A 21,417-nucleotide genomic window follows, 5' to 3' on the forward strand; every position below is an offset into this window, starting at 1 on the left:
CGGGGGATGCACCATGGCCGACCTGCACGGCAACGAGCCCGTCGAGTTCGACAACGCGACGGCTGATGCGCTGATCCACGCGCTGAACGGTTCTGCTGAGTCCATCGACGGACAGAGCGGGAGCCGCACGTCCTACGTGACCACCGCGGCGCAGGAGTTCCGCGGGCACTTCTCCGACCTGTTCGCGAGCAACTCGGACAAGGCGCACAACGACGGCAGGACCATCGCCGACAACCTGCGGACCGTCGCGACATGGGTGCAGCAGATGAAGGAGGCGGCCGAGCGCGAGAACGCACGCCGCAAGAAGGCCCGAGACTGGTACGAGGAGCACGAGGACCGGAACTTCATCGAGTGGCTCGGCGACAGGTTGCACGGTGCACCCCAGCCGCCGGAGGTCCACCACGAGGCAGCTCCGACGTTCCGTCCCGCAGGCGGCCCGAGCACCGCGCGCGACACACCGACCCCCGGCTCGGGCGGTGGTGGCGGCGGCGGTACCTCGTCAGCGCGCCCGGCTGATCTCCGTGCGTTCGCTACCGGCACGCGTTCTCTCGACCAGGCGCTCGAAGGGAAGCCGGCGCAGCTGCGGGGCAAGCTCGCCGACTTCGCCGCGCGTTGCTCGTGGGGTCACATCGACGCGGGCGGACTGGTGAACGCGTTCGACAAGTGGCTGCAGGCGAACGGCCAGGACGCCACCTGGGCCGACACCGTCGCGGATGCCTTCACCGCGGCCGGCGGCGAGGGCAACGTCTCGACGGTCGCGGACTCCGCGCTCGCCGCGGCGCTCGCAGCCGCCGGGGTCTCCGAGACCCGGCAGGACCTGCAGTTCGAACCGCCGTCGGCGTACGGCGCCCAGCCCACGACGGGGTTCTCGATGGACCCGGTCAACACCACGACCGGCAACTTCCTCGAACCGGAGCTCGACCTCGGGTTCACCGGCGCCTCGGCCTCGCTCGAGGTCACCCGCATGTACAACTCGCTCGACGAGCACGTCGGGATCTTCGGCCCGGGGTGGTCGTCGATCCTCGAGACGCGCCTGCTCCTCGACGACGAGGGGGCGACCTTCGTCGGCGCCGACGGCCGTCAGATCCGCTTCCCGCGTTCCGGCGAGGGCTGGGACCGCGGGGTCGGCGAGAACCGCTGGCTCGCCGCCGAGGGCGACCTGCTCGTCGTGCGCGACAACGCCGGGGTCCGGATCGACTTCACCCCGTCCGGTCTCTGGACCGGGCAGCGCGGCGGAATCGGAATGGCGGTCCGGGTCGTCCGCGACGCCGACGACCTCGTCGTCCGCCTCGAGCACGAACGCGGCCGCTGGGTCGAGATCGAGCACGTGGACGGGCGCGTCGCGGTCCTCCGGGCGTCCGACGGCCGGCGGGTCGAGTACGGCTACGACGACCACGGGCGGCTCGTCAGCGTGACCGACCCCGTCGGTACCCGCCGCTACGGATGGAACGACGACGACCTCATCGTCACCGTGACATCGGCTGCCGGGGTCGTCGAGGTCGACAACACCTACGACGACCAGCGCCGCGTGGTCGAACAGGTCAGCCCGCACGGCCGAGCGGTGCGCTTCGCATACCTGCCCGGTCGCGTCACGGTCGTGTCCGACCACGACGGCTCGCGCGCGAACTCCTACATCGCCGACGCCAAGGGTCGGCTCGTCGGGGTCATCGACTCCGACGACCGACGGCAGTCGATGAGCTACGACCGACACGGCAACCTGGTGTCGACCACTGAGCGTGACGGCTCCGTCACCGTGCACGCCTACGACGACCGCGGTCGGAAGACCCGGACGGTGACCCCGTCCGGTGGTGACGTCACCTACGGCTACGACGACCAGGACCGGGTGACCACCGTCGTCACCGAGGCCGGGGCGGTCGTGTCCTACCAGTACCACGGCGACGACCGCGACCCGTCCGTCATCGTCGATCCGGTCGGCGGCCGCACCGAGCTCACGTGGACGGACGGGGTCCTCACCCACGTGGTCGACCCGACCGGGGTCGTCCTCAACCTCGAGCACGACGAATTCGGCGAGCTGGTCGCGACCACGAACGCGGTCGGGGACACCGCCCGGATCGAGCGCGACGCCGCTGGTCGTCCCGTCGCGGCGGTCAGCCCGTCCGGTGCCCGGACCGAGTACCGCTGGGACGCGGCGGGGCTCCTCGTAGAGCGCCGCGACGCCGACGGTGCCGTCTGGCGGTACGAGCACACGGCCGGTGGGCGGGTCGCGGCTGTCATCGATCCGCTCGGAGCCCGCACCAGCTTCGAGTACGCGGCGAACGGCGAGCTGGCGACGATCGTCGACCCTCTGGGTCGGCGGGTCACGCGGACGTTCGACGACCAGGGGAACGTCGCCGCCCTCGCCCTGCCGGGTGACGCGGTCTGGACGTTCGCGCACGACGGGTTGTCGCGCCTCCAGACCGTCACCGACCCGACGGGCGCGACGTGGCGGCACGAGTACGACGCCAACGGCGGCCTCGCCGCCATCGTCGACCCGACCGGCGTCCGGCAGGAGATCGCACGGGACGTCGCGACCGGCGTCGCGACCCTACGTGATGCGTTCTCCGCCACCACATTCCGTTTCGACGAGTTCGGGCGACCCGTCGAGCAGACGAGTGACGAGACCGGTTCCGAGCTGGTGACGTACGACGCAGCCGGACGGCCCGTCGAGCTCGTCGACGGCGAAGGCGGCCTGACGCGCATCGAGCGCGACCTGGGTGGGCGGGTGATCGCGATCTTCAGCCCGTCCGGCGCCCGCTCGACCTACGAGTACGACGCGTGCGGGCGGCCGTCCGCGGCCGCCGACGCAACGGGGGCGCGGACCACGCTCACCTACGACGCGGACTCCCGCGTCGTCGCCCGGACGCTGCCCACCGGCGAGGTCGAGGAGACCACCTACGACGCGGTCGGCCGCGTTGTCGCGCAGACGTCCGCGGGGTCCGGCACGAGCCGGTACCGCTACGACCGGGCCGGGAGGCTCGTCTCCAGCCACGACGCACGCTTCGGTCGACGACGGTTCCGCTACGACGCTGCAGGGCAGCTGGTCGAGGCCGTCGACGGGCTCGGGGGCACCACCCGCTTCGCCTACGACGAGCGGGGCCGGCTGATCGAGGTCACGGACCCCGCCGGCGGTGTCACGCGGCGCCGGTACGACGGAGCGGACCGCGTGGTCGCGGTCGTAGACCCGCTCGGTCGCAAGACGACGGCTCGGTACGACGCCGCCGGTCGCCAGGTGGAGCAGATCGACCCAGAGGGGCGGACCACCAGCTGGACCTTCGACGCCGCCGGCCGCTCGACGGAGGTCCTGGTCGACGGTCAGCTGGTGAGCGAGACCAGACGCGACGCCGTCGACCGCACTGTCGTCGTCACCGACCACACCCGTGGAGCGGGTCGGACGGTCGACCACGAGCTCGAGTACGACCGCCGCGGGCTCCTCGTCCGACGGAGCCGCGGCGGGCGTTCCGTGCGGTGGGAGTACGACGCCGACGGCAACCGGACGGCGCGGATCGACCCGACGGGCGCACGGGTCGAGTGGCGCCGTGATCCAGTGGGCCGCGCCGTCGCCGTCGAACGACAAGGGCTCGCCGCGGCGACCTTCGCCTACGACGCAGCCGGGCGGATCGTCCAGGCGTCGACCGGCGACATCGTCCAGTCGTGGTCGTACGAGCGGGGTTCGCTGGTCGCCCACACGACGACGACGCCCGATGGCGCGATGGTCACGCGCATCGAGCGCGACGACCAGGGCCGGATCACGGCGATCGACGGTCCGGACGGTCGTGTCGAGTACGCGTACGACGAGGCCGGGCAGCTCGTCCGCGCGGGCGACTCCGCGTGGGAGTACGGCGACGGCGGGCGGCTGCTGCGCGAGGTCGTCGACGGTGCCGCGACGACGTTCGAGTACGACGCCGCCGGGCAGCTCACGGCCTGCGTCCGAGGCGAGGAGCGGACGGAGTACCTGTACGACGGGCTCGGTCGACGGATCCGTCGCACCCACCCCGACGGGTCGACCGAGGAGTACGCCTGGTCCGACCTCGGGTCCCTGACCGCCGTCGTGTCGCGGGACCGTTCGTACGGCGAGACCGGTCGAGCCGAGGTGTGGACCGACGTGCTCGGAGAGCTCGCCGAGGTCGATAGCGCCGAGGTGTGGTGGGACTCCGCCGCGTCGCTGCCCGCGATGGTGTCGATCGGCGGTGAGAGCGTGCTCGACCTGCCGGGCGGCGCGGTCGCCGTGGGCGACGCTTGGTCGATCGCAGGCTGGCGGAGCGCTCGTTCTACGGATTCTTCGGACCCGTGGGCGGTGCTCGCATCGGTCGAGGGACCGGCGCTGCCCGCCGGTGTCGCGCTCACCGCTGACGGCGGGCTGTCGATCGCCGGATTGGAGTGGCTCGGGGCGCGCGTGTACGACCCGGCGGCGCGGGGCTTCCTGTCGACCGACCCGTTGGCGCCCGTGCTCGGAGCGGCGTGGGCGGGTAATCCGTACTCGTACGCCGGGAACGACCCGATGCACGCGATCGACCCCCTGGGGCTCCGACCGGCAACGGATGAGGACCTTGCGGCGTACCGGGATGCGAACCAGGGCGTCATCGGCGCAGTCCGGAACTGGGCTGACGAGAACTCCGAGCTGATCTCGAACATTGCCATCGGTGTCGGCGTCGTCCTGGCGGTCGGCGCTATGTTCACCCCTCTGGGACCCGTTGTTGCACTCGCTGTCGCAGCAGGATCTGGAGCAGCGTTGGCCGGAGGATTCTCCATCAAGAAGAACCGAGGACCGGACGGGCGCGTCGACTGGGGCAAGGTCGGTCAGGACACACTCGTCGGCGCAGCGGCCGGTGCCGCCGGTGGCGGCGCGGCGATAGGTCTCGCGAAGGCCGCGCCGGCCGCTTCGCTCGCGCTCGGGTCAGGTGCCAGGGGTGTGGCGTCTCAAGCGTTCTCGTCCGCAGGCCGTGGCGCGATTGCGTCTGGAACCTCAGGCGCTGTCAACAACGTCGGGGACTACTACTTCAACGACGAGATCAAGGACAAGAACCCGCTCGGGTACGCAACGGCAGCCGCGACAGGGTTCGGCACCGGAGCAGCGTCCAGCATCGCTACGGGACGTCTCTCAGGATCATTCGTCAACAGTTTCGGGATCACGTCCACGGTCGGAAGGGAGATAGCAGGCAACGCCGTCTCGAGCGGTGTCGGCGTCGTGTCGTCCGAGGTGAACGAAGCGATCCGGCCTGGCGGCGACCCCTCGCTCGGAAACATCATCCAGACCTTCACGACCGGCGCAGCGCAGGGTGGTGACGGCCCGACGGTCGGGGTCCATCGGAGATGGTGAGAGCCGGAAGGTACGGTGTTCGCATGACCGGGAAGTCGACTACTGCGGCGAGGAAGAAGCGTCCTGTCGTCGGGATCGCCATCGTATTGCTGCTGTTCGTCGTTCCAGGGCTGCTCTTCTTTGTGATACCCGTCGGGATCACGGCGTACGACGACTCGCATCGGATGCCGATCACGTGCACCGTCCGTAGCGCCGTCACCGGAACGGAATCGAGCGGCTCGTTCAAGGGGGGCGGTGCGTCGGGGCCTCAGGTCGTTGTCGTGACCGAGCAGTGTGGCAAGATCCTGCTCCAAGACGGCATCAATTCCTCGAACGCGGATGCCGTCGCGAAGGAACTGTCAGATGCCGACCTCGTGCGTTTCAATGTCGGCGATGCGGCATACCGACTTCGCGCCCAACTTGCACTTTTTGGCGTGTCACCGACTGCCTACAGCTTCGAAGTCCTCAACGGCAGCTGATGCGCGCGGGAAGCCTGACGGACCGTGACGAACACGCGGAGCCGACCCAGACGTGACGGTGGCGGCGTCCGGCAGCCTCGGGGTGCTGATCGCTTGCGGAGTGCTCGTCGTTGTCGGCACTCTGATCCCTCTCCTCTTTGCTGGTAGGGCTGCTTCCGAGGTGCTCGCGTACGTGCTGATAGGGCCTCTTGTGGCCATAGCCGTGGCGGCTGGAGGGGGCGCCGCGTTGGCCGGGGGCATGTCGATCCAGTCGAACAAGGGCAAGGACGGCAGAGTCGACTGGGGGCGCGGTGGGAGTTGACACACTCATCGGCGGGGCAGCCGGTGCTCTTGGAGGCGCCACGTCATTCGGACTGTCGAAGGCAGTACCTGCGATGGCTCGATCGAGCGTCAACATTCTCGCTCGAGCGGGCAGCTCGCGAGTTTCGGGCAGGCGGGTCAATCGGGAATCTCGAGTGCTGTCCAAGGAGCGGGATCGAACGCCGCAGACTACGGAGTCAACACTGGCTGGAGCGGTGACGCTGGGGGATACTTTGCTGCGGCTGGGACCGGAGCCGCAACGGGGGCGGGGTTCAGTGCTACCTCAAGCGTTCTCTCGCCGAAACTTGGTTCGGCAATGATCCAAAAAATGGGCCTTGCGAAGTACTTCTCCTCGAACGCGGGACTTCACATTGCTTCGTCGGGGCTCAGCGCGGGCACGCAAACCGCCAATGCTTTGGCTACGAACGCCTTCGACTCAGTTGCTGGAGGGCTCAGCAGCATCGTCAATGAGTCAATCCGGCCCGGAGGGGACACCTCGGGGGACAATATCGGCCGGTCGTTCGTCAGTGAATTCATCGGTGGGGCCGAGGGTCCTGACGTGCACTCGCGAACGGGGCGGCACGTAGGATGAGGCCAGATCGATGGCCGCCCTTAGGTCGAAGGAACAAGAATTGGTTGAGCCTCAAAGGAAGTTGAGGGCTCAGGTAGCCCGCAACCGCGTCGTCGGCGTACTGATGCTGCTGGTGTTCATCATTCTCCCGATCGTGACCTTCGTGTTCGGTCCTTCGATAATGAGTAGATATGACCAGCGCCATATGATCACGATTACCTGCGATGTCGCGGCTGCTAAAGGCGAGATTATGTCATCTCGTTCGACGAAAGGTGCAGGAGGATCGCAGGCGCAGGTCTCGTTCGACACGCGGTGTGGCAACCTTCTTTACCAGGATGGCGTGACGCGTCAGAACATGAGATCGATCGCTGCCTCCGTGTCCCCGGGAACGCCGTACCGCTTCCATGTCGGAGAAGGTTCGTTCAAGCTCCGGGCGGTGCTCAGTTTTTTGAAGGTCGCACCCGTGGTGCAGGACTACAGCAAGGCGGATTGATCCTCATCATCTCAGCCCGAGGAGGCTTTGAAGGTGGACCGAGCGCCTCAGCCGAGATGGCGTGTGACTCTCGGCGTCACAATGAGTCAATTGAGTGAAGACCTGATATTCGAAGATGGTGGAGGCGGGAGGAGCGGCGTCCGAATGACTGGGAGGTGGCCTGTCGCGGCGAGGGAGAAGCGTCCGGTCATGGGGAACACCATAGTATTGCTGCTGTTCGGAGCGACTCGGCCAAGGGTGACGCAGTCCGTGTAGCGAGGTGGACCCGTGACACACAGTAGGCTGGCGCCTGGAGCTGCGCCGGCGTCGAAGGGATCAGCCGTTAGGGGCCGAACCATCTTTGCGGTAGCGATCGCGCTCATCCTGGCCGTGGTGGCATTCTTTTTCTTCGGACGAGGATGGATTGCGTCCTACGACAAAGAGCATCCTGTCGCTCTCGACTGCAGGATCTCGAGCGCGAAGGCCTCAGCAGTTTCGACGCACTCGGGTCGAGGTATTGGGTCCTTCACTGATCAGGTCGAAATTCAAACCTCGAATTGTGGTCACCTGGTCCTCCGGGACGGGATCACGAGTGAGAACAGTGACGAGATTGCCGCGAAATTCCAGGTGGGCAATACGTACCGGATTACGCTGGGCGAAGATTCTTTGATTCTGCGACCGCTGTTATCGATTCTCGGGACGGTCCCCGAGGTTCGAGGGTACAAGCGGATGTAAGGTCCTACCCTGGGTCGTCGAGAACCTGGACATCTAAGGAGTCTGGTCGACCGGGAGGCGAGCGCTCGCTGATCCCCCTCTAGTAGTGCCCATCATCAATCAGGTGGGCGAGGGCAAAGCAATTCTGCCAGTCTGGCCGGATGCCGATGGCAATGAGACCGGGACAAGCCCTCTGAGTCACGGATACACGTCAAGCTTCCGTAGCGGTACGCCAGCGTACAAGGGTAAGGTCGCGCCTCAGACCGGAGATGATGGTCTTGTGTACGCAGGTGGAACACCGCAGGTGCACATTCCCGAGTTCTACAAGCATGGGAGCATCGTTGATAAGTGGGAGATCTTCTGACGGCGGACTACGTGAAGCACTCTTCGATCGACTCGGTCGAATCGCGGGTTTGGCAGCCACTCTGCCCGAGGAGCGGGCTGCCGCAGCGCTGACGAGGTACGCTGAAGGACTTCGAGAACCTGGGCCCCGCGTCATGCAGGTGCATAAGGATGTTGCATTACTCCTTCGAGCGGGGCCGGGGAGCCTTTCTGATCAATATTTCGTCCGGGACGACGGTACTCCAGACATCGAAATTTCCGAGCGCTTTGTTGCCCTCGTTGAGGACGCGCGGAGGCTGAATAGTGCGCTCGAGGCGAGATTTTAAGAGCGTTCGAAACGTGCTTAGCAACGGGTATTGGGTCCTTCGCCGATCAGGTTGACATTCAGACCGCGCGAATTGTGATCACCTCGTCCTTCGGGACGGGATCACGAGTGAGAACAGTGACGAAGTTGCCGCGAGATTTCGCTTGGGCAAATCGCAGGTTGGCGGAGCGCTCGTTCCAAGGGCCCTTCGGACCCGATACTGGTCGCAGGTGCCGTGATCGGAGGACCTATGAGCACGAATGACGAGGAGGTGTCCCGGCTTTGCGAAGAGGTCAGCGGTTACCTGCGTGGAGCACGCCATGACGAGGCCGCTCGCTGGTATGAACAACAGGCGCGGGCGCTCAGGAACGACGTGGGGACTGAACGAGCAGCGCTGATCCGGGCAATACACGAGTCGGTCTCGGCTGGGGCTGGAGGTCCACTTGGTGTCGTGTTGACCGATGGCGGAGGGAAGGCTGATGACGAGGCGACAACCAGGTACAAGGGCGCTCTTGATCGTCTGTTCCGCTTGACTACGCAGTCGCGCTGGCGTGATTGGTTGCGAACCTGGACGGGATGACGGCGAGCGATCATCGAGGAGAACCCATTCGTCTACGGCGCGCCCTTCACCTCCTCCGTACGTATCCAGGATCGGTGCCGACGATCACACAGTCGACATCTGGCGGGTCAACGACGTGCTGACGGAAGTGGCTCGTCAATGTGACCGACGCGCAGTTGCGGTACCGCTTCCGCCGACCCGGATTCTCTCGCGGCGACACGCTGTTGAGCAGAGCAGGTTTGACAGGCCTCGGAAGGACCTTGGCGAGCTTTGATCGCGAGGGCCGACTCGTCGTCTTCATGGCAGCAGCCCCGGTCCTACCCGCGGTTGTGGCCTCCTTCGTGACAGAGGAACTGCTGACATGGGCCTGGGCGGCTTGCGTAGGCGATGCGACTCGGTGCGGTGACGCTGCCGCGATTGACCGTGAGGGACCGGGGGCAGGGTCGGAACCCCAGCCTGATACGTTGGATGCAGGCGCCGGTAGTGCTGGCGCCTGACATCGAGTACCGCGCACAGGGGGCGCCGGCGCTCGAGGGGGCGTGAGAAGCCGGCCGCGTGTCGGCCGGAGCACGGAACTTCGGGGACGTCCGGCGCGCGAGTGCTGACCGCGAAGGACCATCATGACGACGCCGAACAACGGGCAGCCCGGCGACTGGCAGCCGAACAACGGGCAGCCGGACCAGCATGCGCCCGGCTTCCAGCAGCCGAACCAGCAGCAGGCGCCCGGCTTCCAGCAGCCGGGCCAGCAGGCACCCGGGTACCAGCAGCAGCCCTACGCCGGCGCGAGCGGGAGCGTTCCCCCCTGGCAGCCGCCGACCCCGGAGAAGAAGGGGAAGAACGTCGCACTCCGGATCCTCATCCCGGTCGTCGCCGTCATCGCCGCGGTGGGTGCGTCGCTGGGCGTCCGCGCGTTCTTCAACGCCACCGCCGAGCCCTCGCCGTCGGCCCTCGCGACCGAGGCGGCGAAGCAGGTCAACGAGAACTACACCTTCCCGCTCGAGCTCGACGAGGTGACCCGCTGGGACGGCGTGACGGCCGACGGCGCGCAGCTCGAGTACGCCTACACGATCGACTCCTCGGTCGATCCGGCGAGCCTGACCGCGGCGGACCTCAAGTCGTCGGTCGTGTCGAACGTCTGCCAGAAGAAGGAGTCGCGCGACCTGCTGTCGAAGGCGATCGTGATGCGCTACTCGTACGTCTTCGACGGCACGGACCGCACGATCGACTTCTCGGTCACCAGCGCCGACTGCTGACCCCGGGCGGAGGCTGAGGAGGGGTGACTCCTGCACGCCGGGTCTTCCATGCGCTTCTCGCGGCGGTGGCGCTGACCAGCAGCGGGCTCATCGAGCTCGGGCACTTCGGCGTCCCGGGCTGGGCGTTCGCCGTCGTCACCGTCCTCGGACTCGGCTACGGTGCGGCGCTCGTGCGCGTCCGCGCAGCGGGTTGCCTCGTACCGACGGTGCTGTTCCTCGGGAGCTTCGTCGTGCTCGTCGTCCTCGTCGACCACGCGTCGGACTGGGGGCCGCTGCAGTACGGGTGGCTGCCCGCGGTGCTCGCCGGGGCGCTCCTCGCTCGGGTGCTGTTCCCGGACGTCGGGGCGAGGCGGCGCAAGGAGACGGCGGGCCGCGGGCTGCGCACGGCGGGTGGGGAGTGGCTGCGTGAGCTCGGCCCGTTCATGCTGTGCACGGGCGCGTTCTGCGCCGCCGCGCTGGGGGCGATCCTGCACAGCGAGGGCGACGAGGCACTGCGCTACGACGACGCTCTCCGACGGACCGGTGTGATCGTCACCGGCGAGGTCGTGCACGTCGAGCGTGTGCACGTCACCGGGTACAAGGGGCGAGGACACAGCGAGTACACGCCGGTGACCCGGCAACGGTACGAGGGCGTGGAGTACGAGACGATGCTCGACGAGTACACGGTGTCGAGCGATCCAGACTTCTACCGGGTCGGACAGCGCCTGCAGATCATGGTCGACCCGGACGATCCGACGACCGCCGGCGTCCGGTCCGAGGAGCTGCACGGGATGTTCGCGCGGAACGTCGACGACGGTCGCAACTACGCATTCACCGCGCTGCCGCTGCTGGCTGTGGGCGCACCGCTCCTCGCGGTGCAGACGGTCGAGGGCATCATCCGGAAGATCCGCACCAGGCACAGGCGGCGGTGGGCGAGAGCCAGGCGACAGGTGCTCGCCGCTCGACGGCGCGCTCGCCGTCTGGCCGCCGGTGTCGCGTCAGCCCACCGCGCTGGATCGTTCCCGCCACGCACCCCGACCGAGTGACCGCGCGACCGTCACCTGAGCAGCACGCGACAGCAGGAGGCGATCGCCCCGACGGAGCGGCCGTCCGTCGGACCGGCACCGCGCCTCCAGGCCGGGTCGTGCGGGATCAGCTGCCGACGGTCAGCGCGGGAGCCCGTTCACCCACGCGCGGAAGGTGACGGCATCGCTGTCACGGAGGACGACTGCCGGTGCGTCCTGCGCCTCGTACAGGAGCGCGAGGCTCTCCGGCGGCAGACCGGCCAGCTGCCGACCCCCGAGCGACGTCGGGGCGACGAGTGCCGGGCTGGCGAGGAACGCGAGGGGCTGCGAGTCGGATTCGACAACCCCTGTCCTGCCGTCGATGAGCGCGCGGACCTCTCCGGGTTGCAGCGCGACGACGTCGCCGCCGACGAACAGTCGGATGACCGGGCGTGGGCGACCGCCGGGGCCGAGTGGGACGGTGGTCCAGTCGGCGCTGCACGCGGCACCCCGCCAGGGCGGGATCGAGACGCCGTCCGGTCCGAGCGCTGCGGGGGCCACTGCACGGGGACGGACGACGCGCTCCTGCAGGTAGGCCTCGAGCTCCGCGTACCCGCGGGCCAGGCCCATGACGGAGAAGAGGCGCTTCCCGGTCACGTCACGTGCCTGCAGGCCGCCGTACTGGTTCGCGATCGGCAGCACCGCCGCAATCTCGGCCAGGTCGACGCGGCGCTCCTGGTGGAGGCCCTGGCGGACCAGCAGGTGGTCCTCCATCGCGAGCACCCGAGTCCGGCGCATCGAGCGGGACAGCACGATGCCGCCGATGCCGGCCAGCAGGAGGACGACCGCCACGATGACGAGGCTGTGCTCGATGCCGGTCGAGATCGTCGTGGCGGCGCCGAGTGCCAGCAGGGCTCCGACCACGACGAAGACGATGGCGACCACGCGGATGAGGACCCACTGGAAGGTCCGCAGGCGCACGGTGACGAGCGCGCCGTCCTCGTTGGGCAGCGACTCCCCACGCTCACGACGTCGGCGGTCGCTGTGCTTGGTCGCGGCTGTCACCGACCTCGTGATGACGAACGCCGCCACCATCGCGATCCCCACGGACGTGATCGTGATCCACATGTGTCGTCCCCCTCGTGCTGCGGCCACTGGACAGAGTGGTCGACCGCCACGTTCGCGACGGTCGACCACTCGATCATGCATCCCCGACCACCGGATGGTGTTCGGTGATCCCCCCAGGGCGCGTTGTGCAGAGTATCAATTCCAGCAGGCCCCGCAAGTTCGCATGTCGCCGTGCTGTGGCTCGAACGGGGGTGGTCTCCTCCTGTGGAGGACGGAACCTCACGGTATTTCAGCGGCTAGGATCGACCACGCAGTCGATTCTTGAGGGGGACGATCGTGATGTTGACGCGCGCCGGGGGAACCGGGAACCGGCAGGGGAGCCGCATCGCGGGAGTGGTGGCCGTCACGGGCGCACTCGCGCTGGTGCTCGCCGGGTGCACCGCCGACCAGGACCAGGTGACGGATCCGTCACGCGTGCTGCAGACGGTGGACACGACGCTCACGACGAACGGCGCCGTGAACGCGATCTCGGACACGACGATCTCGGTCGCCGGCACGCGCTCGTCCTCGAAGACCGTCGACCACGACGTGCAGGACGCGGCGGGGGACCTGCCGCTCCGGATCACCACGCAGTACACGACCGACAAGCGCTCCGGGACCGACCTCGCCGACCTCGACGGGTACTCCGGTCGCGTCGAGATCGACGTCACCGTCGAGAACCTCACGGTCCGGTCGCAGAACCTGTCGTACGACGTCGCAGGGGCGTCCCGTTCCACGCCGGCGCTGGTCGGCGCACCGTTCAGCGTCGCCGCGTCGACCGTCCTCGACGGGGTCGCACCGGACCGCATCGTGACCGAGTCCGTCGACGGCGGCGCGTCCACCGACGGGGTCGTGAGCACCAACGCCTCCGGTGACGCAGTCGTGCAGTGGGGCCGGCTGCTGGCGCCGCCGACGTCGGGAGCGAGCAGCACGCTGCACCTCGTCGCCGACGTCCGTGACTTCTCGACGCCCGCCATCGACGTCGCGGCGCAGCCCGGGCTGACGACCGACCTGTCGACCAGCGGCGTGATGAACGGGGCGTTCGGGTCCGAGACGGACTCCGAGCTCGCCCTGCAGCGTCGGACGATCGACCTCATCGCGCAGGTCAACGAGGTCCTCGCCCGTGCCGGCGGGACCATCACCGAGGTCCGCACGAACCTCGAGTCGACGTCCGAGACCCTCGGTGTGCGGACGGCGGAGCGGCTGCAGGAGAGCAGCGCGTCGCTCGCGAGCACGATGCAGTCGCTGTCGGGTGAGCTCGGTTCGCTGAACGGTGACCTCGGCTCGACCGTGCAGGCGACGCAGTCGACGGTGCTGCAGCAGCTGCAGCAGACGACGGGCAGCCTCGACGCGCTGCTCGGGGACACGTCGGCGACGGCGCCGAAGGCGGTGCTCGACGGTGAGGGATGCAACGCGGTCCCGCAGACCGGTGCAGCGGGCTCGAGCGTCTACGGGAACCTGCTGCGCGTGTCCGCGCAGCTCGAGGGCTACGCCGACGCGAGCGAGGCGTGCAAGCAGCAGGTGAGCGCGCAGCTCGCGACCTCGGTGGGGCCGACCTCTCCGGATGCCACGGCCTGCGCCGCCGAGGAGGCCCGTGGTTCGTTGACCTGCGCGCTCTGGGAATCGTCGGCTGCCGTCAACACCTCGCTGATCGGCCTGGTCAGCAAGGGGCAGCAGCTCGCGGACGGGCTGGACCCGGACCTCGCGAAGAAGGCGATCGAGCAGTCGGACGACCTGAACGGGGATCTGCAGCAGATCTCCGAGGCGCTGCAGGACATCGCGAGCGACGAGGACGGCACGGTCGGCGAGAAGCTGCGAGCACTCGACGCGCTCGTCACCACCACCAACGCGTCGGTGCGACCGGTGCAGGAGGCCGTCACCAGCGTGCACCGGCGCGCCGTCGCCGCGCGTGCGGAGGTCGGGGACCTCGACGATTCCGGCCTGTTCGGGAAGTCGACCCTGCAGGCGCAGAACCGGGCGCTCGCCGATCGCCTGTGCCAGCTCGCCCGACCGGGCGTCCTCAGCCCGGGGGACCTCGACCAGGACCAGGTCGACACCCTGCGGGGTTACCTCACCGCGGAGCCCTGCCCGGGAACGGATCAGCCCGAGGGCACGACGCTCCGCCCCGGCTTCGGCTTCTCGACCCCGATGGACGAGCGGCTCGACGAGCAGGCGGCGGCGTGGGACGACGTCGTCACCGGTACCGATCTCTCGGCCGCCAGCGGTGTCGGGCCCGCCGTGCGCGACCTCGCCGCTGCTGTCGACTCGCTCGAGCCCGGTGTGCGTGACCTGCGTGAGGCGATCCGGGACGACAGCGGGTCGGTCGACCAGTCGGTCACGGACCTGCAAGCCCTGCTGGACCCAGCGATCGAGTCGGGCGCTGTCGTCAACGACCAGCTCCAGCAGGTGCGTGACCAGCAGGCGGAGCTGCAGGACGCCGTGCGCGAGGCGTTCCAGCAGGCGTCGGACGACTCGGGCAAGCAGGTGCAGGCCCTCATCGACGAGCAGGTGCGCAAGGTCAGCGACACCGCCGGCACGAGCCGAGAAGCCGTCGTCGACGCGTTCGACAAGTCGATCGCCGGCCTGCGCACCACCTCGGGCGAGGTCACGAGCGACTCGAAGGGCACCATCGACGAGCAGAAGGGCTCGCTGCAGGAGCAGAGCAGCAGCCTCGCCTCGTCCGTGGACGAGCAGACCGCGGCGAGCCTCCAGCGCATCGACGCGAGCACCAGCGCCTCGGTCCGCGACGTCGAGGGCGCCAGCACGCTGCTCACCGGCGACCTCAACCGCGTGATGCTCGACCTCGGCGACCGCGAGGTCAACGGCTCCGGCATCCTCGGTGCGATGGCCACGAGCGCAGCGAAGTCCGACTCCGCCGACTACCAGCTCGCCCTCGCGTCGCAGAACGCCTCCGGCTACGCCAACGTCCGTGCCGAGGACGTCGCGGGCATCCTCCTGCAGCAGCAGCAGTTCCGCGCCTCGCTCGACCGGGCGGCGAAGCTCCCCGCCTTCCGTCTCGACGTTCCGTCCAGCGCGACGTCGACGACGCTCTACGCCTTCCGGATCGGAGCCGAGCGATGAGCCACGTGCAGGACCACTCGACCGAGGCGGCCGCAGAGGAGCCCGCGGAGACCGCAGCGCCCGACGCCGCCCGGACCCGGAGGCGCCGCCGCACCGCGATCATCGTCGCGGTGGCCGTCCTCGTGGTCGCCGCCGTCGTCACCGCGCTGCTCGCGGTGCGTGTCTCCGCCTCGACCCCGGCCGAGGCGGTCTCCGCGACGGCACCGGTGCCGATCAGTGTCGCCCACGTCCCCGACGGCACGAAGATCGGCGTCGTGGTCACCCTCGGCGACGGCGAGGGTGCCCAGTGGGACGACGCCGCGCAGGGTGCCCTGGTGGCGCAGCGTCGCCTGGAGCTCGGCGGCACGGACGTGCAACTCGTGACGGAGAACGACGGCGGGTCCGCCGACGGCGCACGGAAGGCCGTCGAGGCCCTCGCGTCCGACGGCGTCTCGGGCATCGTCGTGGCCACGTCCGGCGACCACGTCCGTGGGGCGTTCACCGCGGCGGCCGACGCCGGCATCCCGGTCGTCGCACCGTACGCGGCCGGCGCGGACGATGCCTGGTCGACCGCGCCGTCGACGGAGTCCGTCGCGACGGCGCTGCAGGACGCGCTCGGCGACGCCGCGTCGCCGCTGCTCGTCGACCTGGGCGGCGGAGCGCCGTCCGGTGTGCGGTTCGCCCACGTCCTCGACGCGACGAGCGCACCCGACCTCGGCGCTCTCGCCACCACCGTCGCGCAGCGCACCGGCGCGGCGGCGGGCTCCACCGACGCCACGACGGCCGACGCCACGACGGCCGACGACCAGGCTGCAGCCGAGCAGGCCGGAGCCGAGCAGGACGGCGACGAGCAGGCGGCACCCGACTCCGACGCCGTGGTCGTCAGCGGTCCGGCCGGACGACAGGGAGCGCTCGTCGCCGCCCTCCAGGAGGCCAACGTCACCGCTCCGGTCGTCCTGACCCCCGAGGCCACCAGCCCCGCCTTCGCGGCTGCGCTCGCCCAGGCGGGCGGCAGCCTCAGCGGCGCCTTCCGCACCGTCGGGGTCGAGACCGACGACGCCCGCGCCCTGTCCTCGGACGCCGAGGGCCGCGCCATGTCGGCGTTCCTCGGCGGCGTGCGGGTCCTCGCGGACGACGCGGACGCGAAGAACCTGACCGGCGACCGGTCCTTCGCATCGGTGGCGTCGGTGGCGGACGCCCGCAGTCACGACGCGGTCGTCGCGCTGGTGACGGCCGTCGGGTCGGCCCGGAGCACGGACGCCGCCGAGGTGTCGGACGCGTTGGCCCGGCTCGACCTCGGGGCCGGAGACGGCCTCGCGGGCCCGGCACTCGACTTCGGCGCGCGACAGGCCCTCGGCGATCCCGCCGGTGTGCTCGCCGCCTCCGCGCAGGACCTCGGGCTCCGCCCCGCCGCCGCGACCGAGGACGACGGGGCCACGCCCGCGCTCGTCTGGTTCTCCGACTCGACCGACTGACCCCGTCCCACCTGCACCACCCGCACCGCCGCACCACGCCCAGGGAGGACCGCCCATGCGCCTGCTGATCGAGCTCGACGACCGCCGCGAGACGATCGAGGCCGACGGGTGGGCGGAGTCCTCCACGCTGGGAGACCTCGTCGCGGCGTCGCTCGGCACCCCGCTCGACCCCGGCACACCCCTGGCGGTCGACGGTCACCGGACGAGCTCCGACACCCCGTTGCGCGACCTGGTGCTCCTCGAAGGGTCCCGGGTCGCCCGCACCACCGAGGAGCCACCGCGCGCCGTCGACGGGTGGAGCGTGACCCTGGCGGGCGGCCTCGGGGCGGGCGTCGTCGTCCCGGTGCCGCGCAGCCGTCGGCTCGTCGTCGGACGCGCTCCGCAGGCGGACGTCGTGCTCCCCACCGAGAGCGCGTCCTGGGAGCACTGCACCGTGGAGCGCGAGGACGACGGTGTCCGGGTGCGCGACTCCGGGTCGACGAACGGCACGGTCATCGCGGGGGAGCGCATCGACGACGAGGGCGTCCTGCTGACCGGGACCACGAGCGTCATCGTGGGCGGCGCGGTCCTGCTGCTCCGTCCCGAGCTGCCGGAGACGACCGTGCCGGCAGCGGGCACGTTGCCCAACCTCACGCCGGCCGCCACGGCGCCGTTCAACCGACCGCCCCGGCCGGGACGGCTCACCGACACCGAGCCGGTGTCCCCGCCGACGCGCAGGGACGTCGCCCCGGCGTCGAAGTTCAGCTGGATCACGGTGGCGGCTCCGCTCGTGCTCGCCGGGGCGATGGTGCTCCTGCTCGGGGACGCCCGCTTCGCACTGTTCGCGCTGCTCAGCCCCGTGACCGCGATCGGCATGTGGTTCGAGCAGAAGCACCGCCGGGCGAAGAACCTGAAGGAGGAGGAGACGCGCTTCACCGAGGCGGTCGAGACCTTCCGGGGCGAGATCGCCGCGGCGGCAGCCGTCGAGGCGGCCCGCCGGCAGGACCTCGTGCCCGACCCGGCGACCGTCGTGCGTCGAGCGCTCGTCCCCACCACCGACCTGTGGCAGCGTCGGTCGGACGACGACGACTTCCTCAGCCTGCACGCCGGTACCGGTGACGCGCCGTGGCGTCCCGAGGTCGACCAGCGGGCGGCGTCGTCGAAGCTCGAGGACGAGGCGAAGGCCGCGATCGCGGACAGCCGGCTCACGGCGGCGCCGGTCGTCGCCGACCTGTCGGACGCCGGCGTGGTCGGCATCGTCGGTGACCGCGACGGTGCGCTCGCCCTGGCCCGCAGCCTGCTGGCGCAGGCGACCGTGCACTGCGGACCCGCGGACCTGACGGTCGGGGTGTTCTGCGACGCGGGCCGCGAGGACGACTGGTCCTGGGCCTCCTGGCTGCCGCACACGCGCGTCGCGGGCAGCAGCACCGGCGCCCGGTGGATGTCGGCGCAGCGCGACCAGAGCGCCGCCGTCCTGCGCGGGCTGCAGGAGTCGCTCGACGAGCTGCCCACGCCGAACCTGCTCGTCGTCGTGGACTCCGACGTCCTCACCGAGGGCCGCGACGCTCCGGCGCGCAGCCTGCTCGGCCAGGGCCGCGCGGTCCCCGGTGTGTCGCTGCGCCCGGGGGAGCGACGCCAGCGGGTGAGCGGCATCGTCATCGCGACGAACGAGCAGCAGCTGCCCGCCGCCTGCACGTCCATCGTCACGGTCGGTGCGGACGCGGCTGCGACGGTCTACCGCCCCGAGGACCGCACGCGGGTCGAGGACGTCGTGCTCGCCGGCCTCACCCCGGACACGGCGGAGCGCGCCGCCCGCGCCGTCGCCCACTTCGACGACCCGGAGCTCACGGTCCCCGGCGCATCGCTGCCGTCGCTCGTCCGCCTGCCCGAACTCCTCGCGCGGAGCGCCGCGGCCCCTGGCGCGGGCCACGGGACCGCAGCCGTCGACACGACCACCGCCGAGGGCATCCGGACCCTCTGGCAGACCAGCACCGGTACCTCGACCCCGGTCGGTTCCTCGGAGTCCGGCGTCCTCGAGATCGACCTGGTGCGCGACGGCCCCCACGGCCTGGTCGGTGGGACCACGGGTTCCGGCAAGAGCGAGTTCCTCCGCTCGTTCGTCGCCGGCCTCGCGGCCCGGAACGACCCCACCCGGCTCAACTTCCTCCTCGTCGACTTCAAGGGCGGCGCCGCCTTCGCCGCCTGCGAGCGGCTGCCGCACACCATCGGCACGATCAGCAACCTCGACGAGCAGCTGGCAGACCGAGCCATCCGCGCGCTCGAGGCCGAGCTCGAGCGTCGCCAGCGGGTCTTCGCGACGGCCGGTGCCGACATCGACAACCTCGACGCCTACCTGGCGACACGGCCGACCGAGCCGATGCCGCGCCTGCTCTTCGTCGTCGACGAGTTCGCCATGCTCGCGAAGGAGTTCCCGGACGTCCTGACCTCGCTCGTCGCGATCGCTGCGGTCGGCCGGACGCTCGGCGTGCACATGGTGCTGGCCACCCAGCGGCCGGCCGGCGTCGTGAGCGAGGACATCCTCGCGAACACGAACCTCCGGGTGGCGCTCCGCGTGCAGAGTCGCGAGGACTCGACGAACGTCATCGGCGTGCCCGCCGCGGCGGGCATCGGACGCCAGCAGACCGGCCGCGCCTACGTGAAGCTCGGGCAGGACGACATCACCCCGGTGCAGACCGCCCTGGTCACCGGCCGCGCGCGCGACGAACGGGTCGAGCAGCCGGTCTCCGTCCGCCCGACCGACGTCTTCGGCGTCCCGGCACCGGCGCCCGCACCCGGGCCGAGTGCGTCGGACGACACCGACCTCGACGTCCTCATCGAGGCGATCCGCGCAGCGAACGACGCCGCCGGGTACGCGGCACCCCGCCCCATCTGGCCCGAGGCGCTGGGAGCCCGGGTCGACCTGGCGGAGGTCCCGGAACCGCCCAGCGGCAGCGGGCGTCGTCTCGTGCCCGTCGCGCTCGCCGACGACCCCGACCACCAGCGCCAGGTCGCCGGCGGCTGGGACCTCGACGAGGGCAACCTCGTCCTGATGGGCATCCCGGGCAGCGGCACGAGCACCGCCCTGTCCGCCCTCGCCCTGCGCCTCGCGCGGACGACGAGCCCCGACGACCTCGACCTCCTCGTCCTGGACATGGGACCGGGGGACCTGGCACCGCTCGCGCAGCTGCCCCACACGACGGCCTACGTCGGGTCCGGCGCCGGGGCGGGCGAGCTGCAGGCCCGCTTCCTCCGGCACCTGCGCGCCGACCTCGAGCGCCGTCGTGCGAGCCCCGGCGGACGTCGCGCCGTCGTCCTGATCGACGGCCTCGCCGCGCTCCGCGACGAGTACCAGGACTTCGAGGGCCAGCAGCTCCTCGACGCCCTGTACCGCGTCTACGCGGAGGGGCCGGCGCTGGGGATCTCCTTCGCCGTCTCCACGACGCGGGCGAAGGCCGTGCCGTCCGCGATGGACGAGGTCACGACCCAGAAGTGGATGTTCCGCCTGGCCGACCCGTACGACTACGCGTCCATCGGGGTCCGTCCGAAGGACGTCCCGCCGCCCGTGCCGGGTCGGTACATCGACTCGACGACGAAGCTGCAGAGCCACGTCGCGACGCCGTCGGTGCCCCTCGCCGGAGCCGTCGCCGAGGTCGCCACGGCGTGGCCGGACGCCGCGGCGAAGACGAGCGCCGTCGGACGTCTGCCCGATGCGGTCCGGGTGCAGGACCTCCGGACCCCGGCCCGCTTCGACACGGAGCCGTGGCGCCTGCCGGTCGGCATCGCGGAGGACGACCTCGGCACCGCGGCGCTCGAGGTCTACGACGGCGAGCACGTGCTCGTCGCCGGCCCGGCGCGCTCCGGCAAGTCGACGGTGCTCCTCGCCCTCGCCGACCTGGCACGGTCCGCCGAGGGCGTCCGCCCCGCCGTGTGGGCGGTCTGCGACCGCCGGTCCCCGCTCGCCGACGGTGTGTTCGACCGCCTCGCGGTCGGTGCGGACGAGGTCCCCGCCCTGCTGGCCGGCCTCCGCCTGGAGCGGGGCCCGGTCCTGCTGCTCGTCGACGACGCCGAACGCTTCGACGACGCCGACCAGTCGATCGCCTCGCTGCTGTCCTCCGAGCGGCCGGGCCTGTGCGTGGTCGCGGCTGGCCGGTCCGCCGACCTCCGATCGCTCTACAGCCACTGGACGCGATCGGTCCGGAAGTCCCGCTGCGGCGTGCTGCTGCAGCCCGACGTCGACTACGACGGCGAACTGCTCGGAGTCACGCTGCCGAGACGGGCCCCCGTCGCGCTGACCGTCGGCCGCGGCTACGCCGCATCCGGCGGTGCGGTCCGGCTCGTCCAGACCGCCGCTGCCGGCGCCTGACCGGCGCGACCACCACCGGACGGGAGGCGCATCGCACCGCCGCCACGTGCCTCCCGTCCGGCGGGTCCGCGACCGGGAGGCACGGCACACCGCCGCCACGCACCTCCCGTCCGGCGGATCCGCGACCGGGAGTCGCGGTGCACGCCCGCCGCGCGCCTCC

9 protein-coding genes are annotated in these 21,417 nt (G+C 70.4%); 8 read left to right on the forward strand and 1 reads right to left on the reverse strand.

From position 1 onward, the window contains the following. Window positions 1–13: 13 nt before the first annotated feature. The 5 genes from ACIQFY_RS14630 to ACIQFY_RS14650 all read left to right on the forward strand — a co-directional run bounded on the left by ACIQFY_RS14630 (window position 14) and on the right by ACIQFY_RS14650 (window position 11,315). On the forward strand, window positions 14–5,317 hold the full coding sequence (locus tag ACIQFY_RS14630) for a DUF6531 domain-containing protein (protein ID WP_400340708.1): 5,304 nt from the start codon (window positions 14–16) through the stop codon (window positions 5,315–5,317). 23 nt (window positions 5,318–5,340) lie between these two features. Then, window positions 5,341–5,775, forward strand: a complete 435-nt coding sequence (locus ACIQFY_RS14635) for a hypothetical protein (RefSeq protein ID WP_400340709.1) — start codon at window positions 5,341–5,343, stop codon at window positions 5,773–5,775. A gap of 902 nt (window positions 5,776–6,677) precedes the next feature. Next, entirely contained in the window at window positions 6,678–7,139 is a 462-nt protein-coding gene (locus ACIQFY_RS14640; protein ID WP_400340711.1) for a hypothetical protein, read from the forward strand. A 2,518-nt stretch (window positions 7,140–9,657) separates the two neighbouring features. Further along, window positions 9,658–10,290 (forward strand): hypothetical protein, encoded by a 633-nt coding sequence (locus tag ACIQFY_RS14645; protein WP_251155259.1) that lies wholly within the window; start codon window positions 9,658–9,660, stop codon window positions 10,288–10,290. Between the two features lie 65 nt (window positions 10,291–10,355). Continuing rightward, entirely contained in the window at window positions 10,356–11,315 is a 960-nt protein-coding gene (locus ACIQFY_RS14650; RefSeq protein WP_400340713.1) for a DUF3592 domain-containing protein, read from the forward strand. Between the two features lie 120 nt (window positions 11,316–11,435). On the opposite strand, the gene ACIQFY_RS14655 is transcribed toward ACIQFY_RS14650, so the two are convergent. Continuing rightward, window positions 11,436–12,401 (reverse strand): hypothetical protein, encoded by a 966-nt coding sequence (locus ACIQFY_RS14655; protein WP_326497020.1) that lies wholly within the window; start codon window positions 12,399–12,401, stop codon window positions 11,436–11,438. A 276-nt stretch (window positions 12,402–12,677) separates the two neighbouring features. On the opposite strand from ACIQFY_RS14655, the gene ACIQFY_RS14660 reads away from it, so the two are divergent. The 3 genes from ACIQFY_RS14660 to ACIQFY_RS14670 are packed head-to-tail and all read left to right on the forward strand — an operon-like array spanning window position 12,678 to window position 21,257. Beyond that, window positions 12,678–15,461 (forward strand): hypothetical protein, encoded by a 2,784-nt coding sequence (locus tag ACIQFY_RS14660; RefSeq protein WP_326497019.1) that lies wholly within the window; start codon window positions 12,678–12,680, stop codon window positions 15,459–15,461. Beyond that, window positions 15,458–16,915: a hypothetical protein gene (locus tag ACIQFY_RS14665; RefSeq protein ID WP_326497018.1), complete on the forward strand. Its 1,458-nt coding sequence runs from the start codon at window positions 15,458–15,460 to the stop codon at window positions 16,913–16,915. The genes ACIQFY_RS14660 and ACIQFY_RS14665 overlap by 4 nt, the downstream gene beginning before the upstream one ends. Before the next feature lie 55 nt (window positions 16,916–16,970). Further along, the gene (locus tag ACIQFY_RS14670) at window positions 16,971–21,257 is read left to right on the forward strand and encodes an FtsK/SpoIIIE domain-containing protein (RefSeq protein ID WP_400340715.1); all 4,287 of its coding nucleotides are present in this window, start codon (window positions 16,971–16,973) and stop codon (window positions 21,255–21,257) included. The last annotated feature ends 160 nt before the right edge of the window (window positions 21,258–21,417 follow it).

The sequence above is a fragment of the Curtobacterium sp. NPDC092190 genome (genome assembly GCF_044755625.1).
GTDB lineage: Bacteria > Actinomycetota > Actinomycetes > Actinomycetales > Microbacteriaceae > Curtobacterium.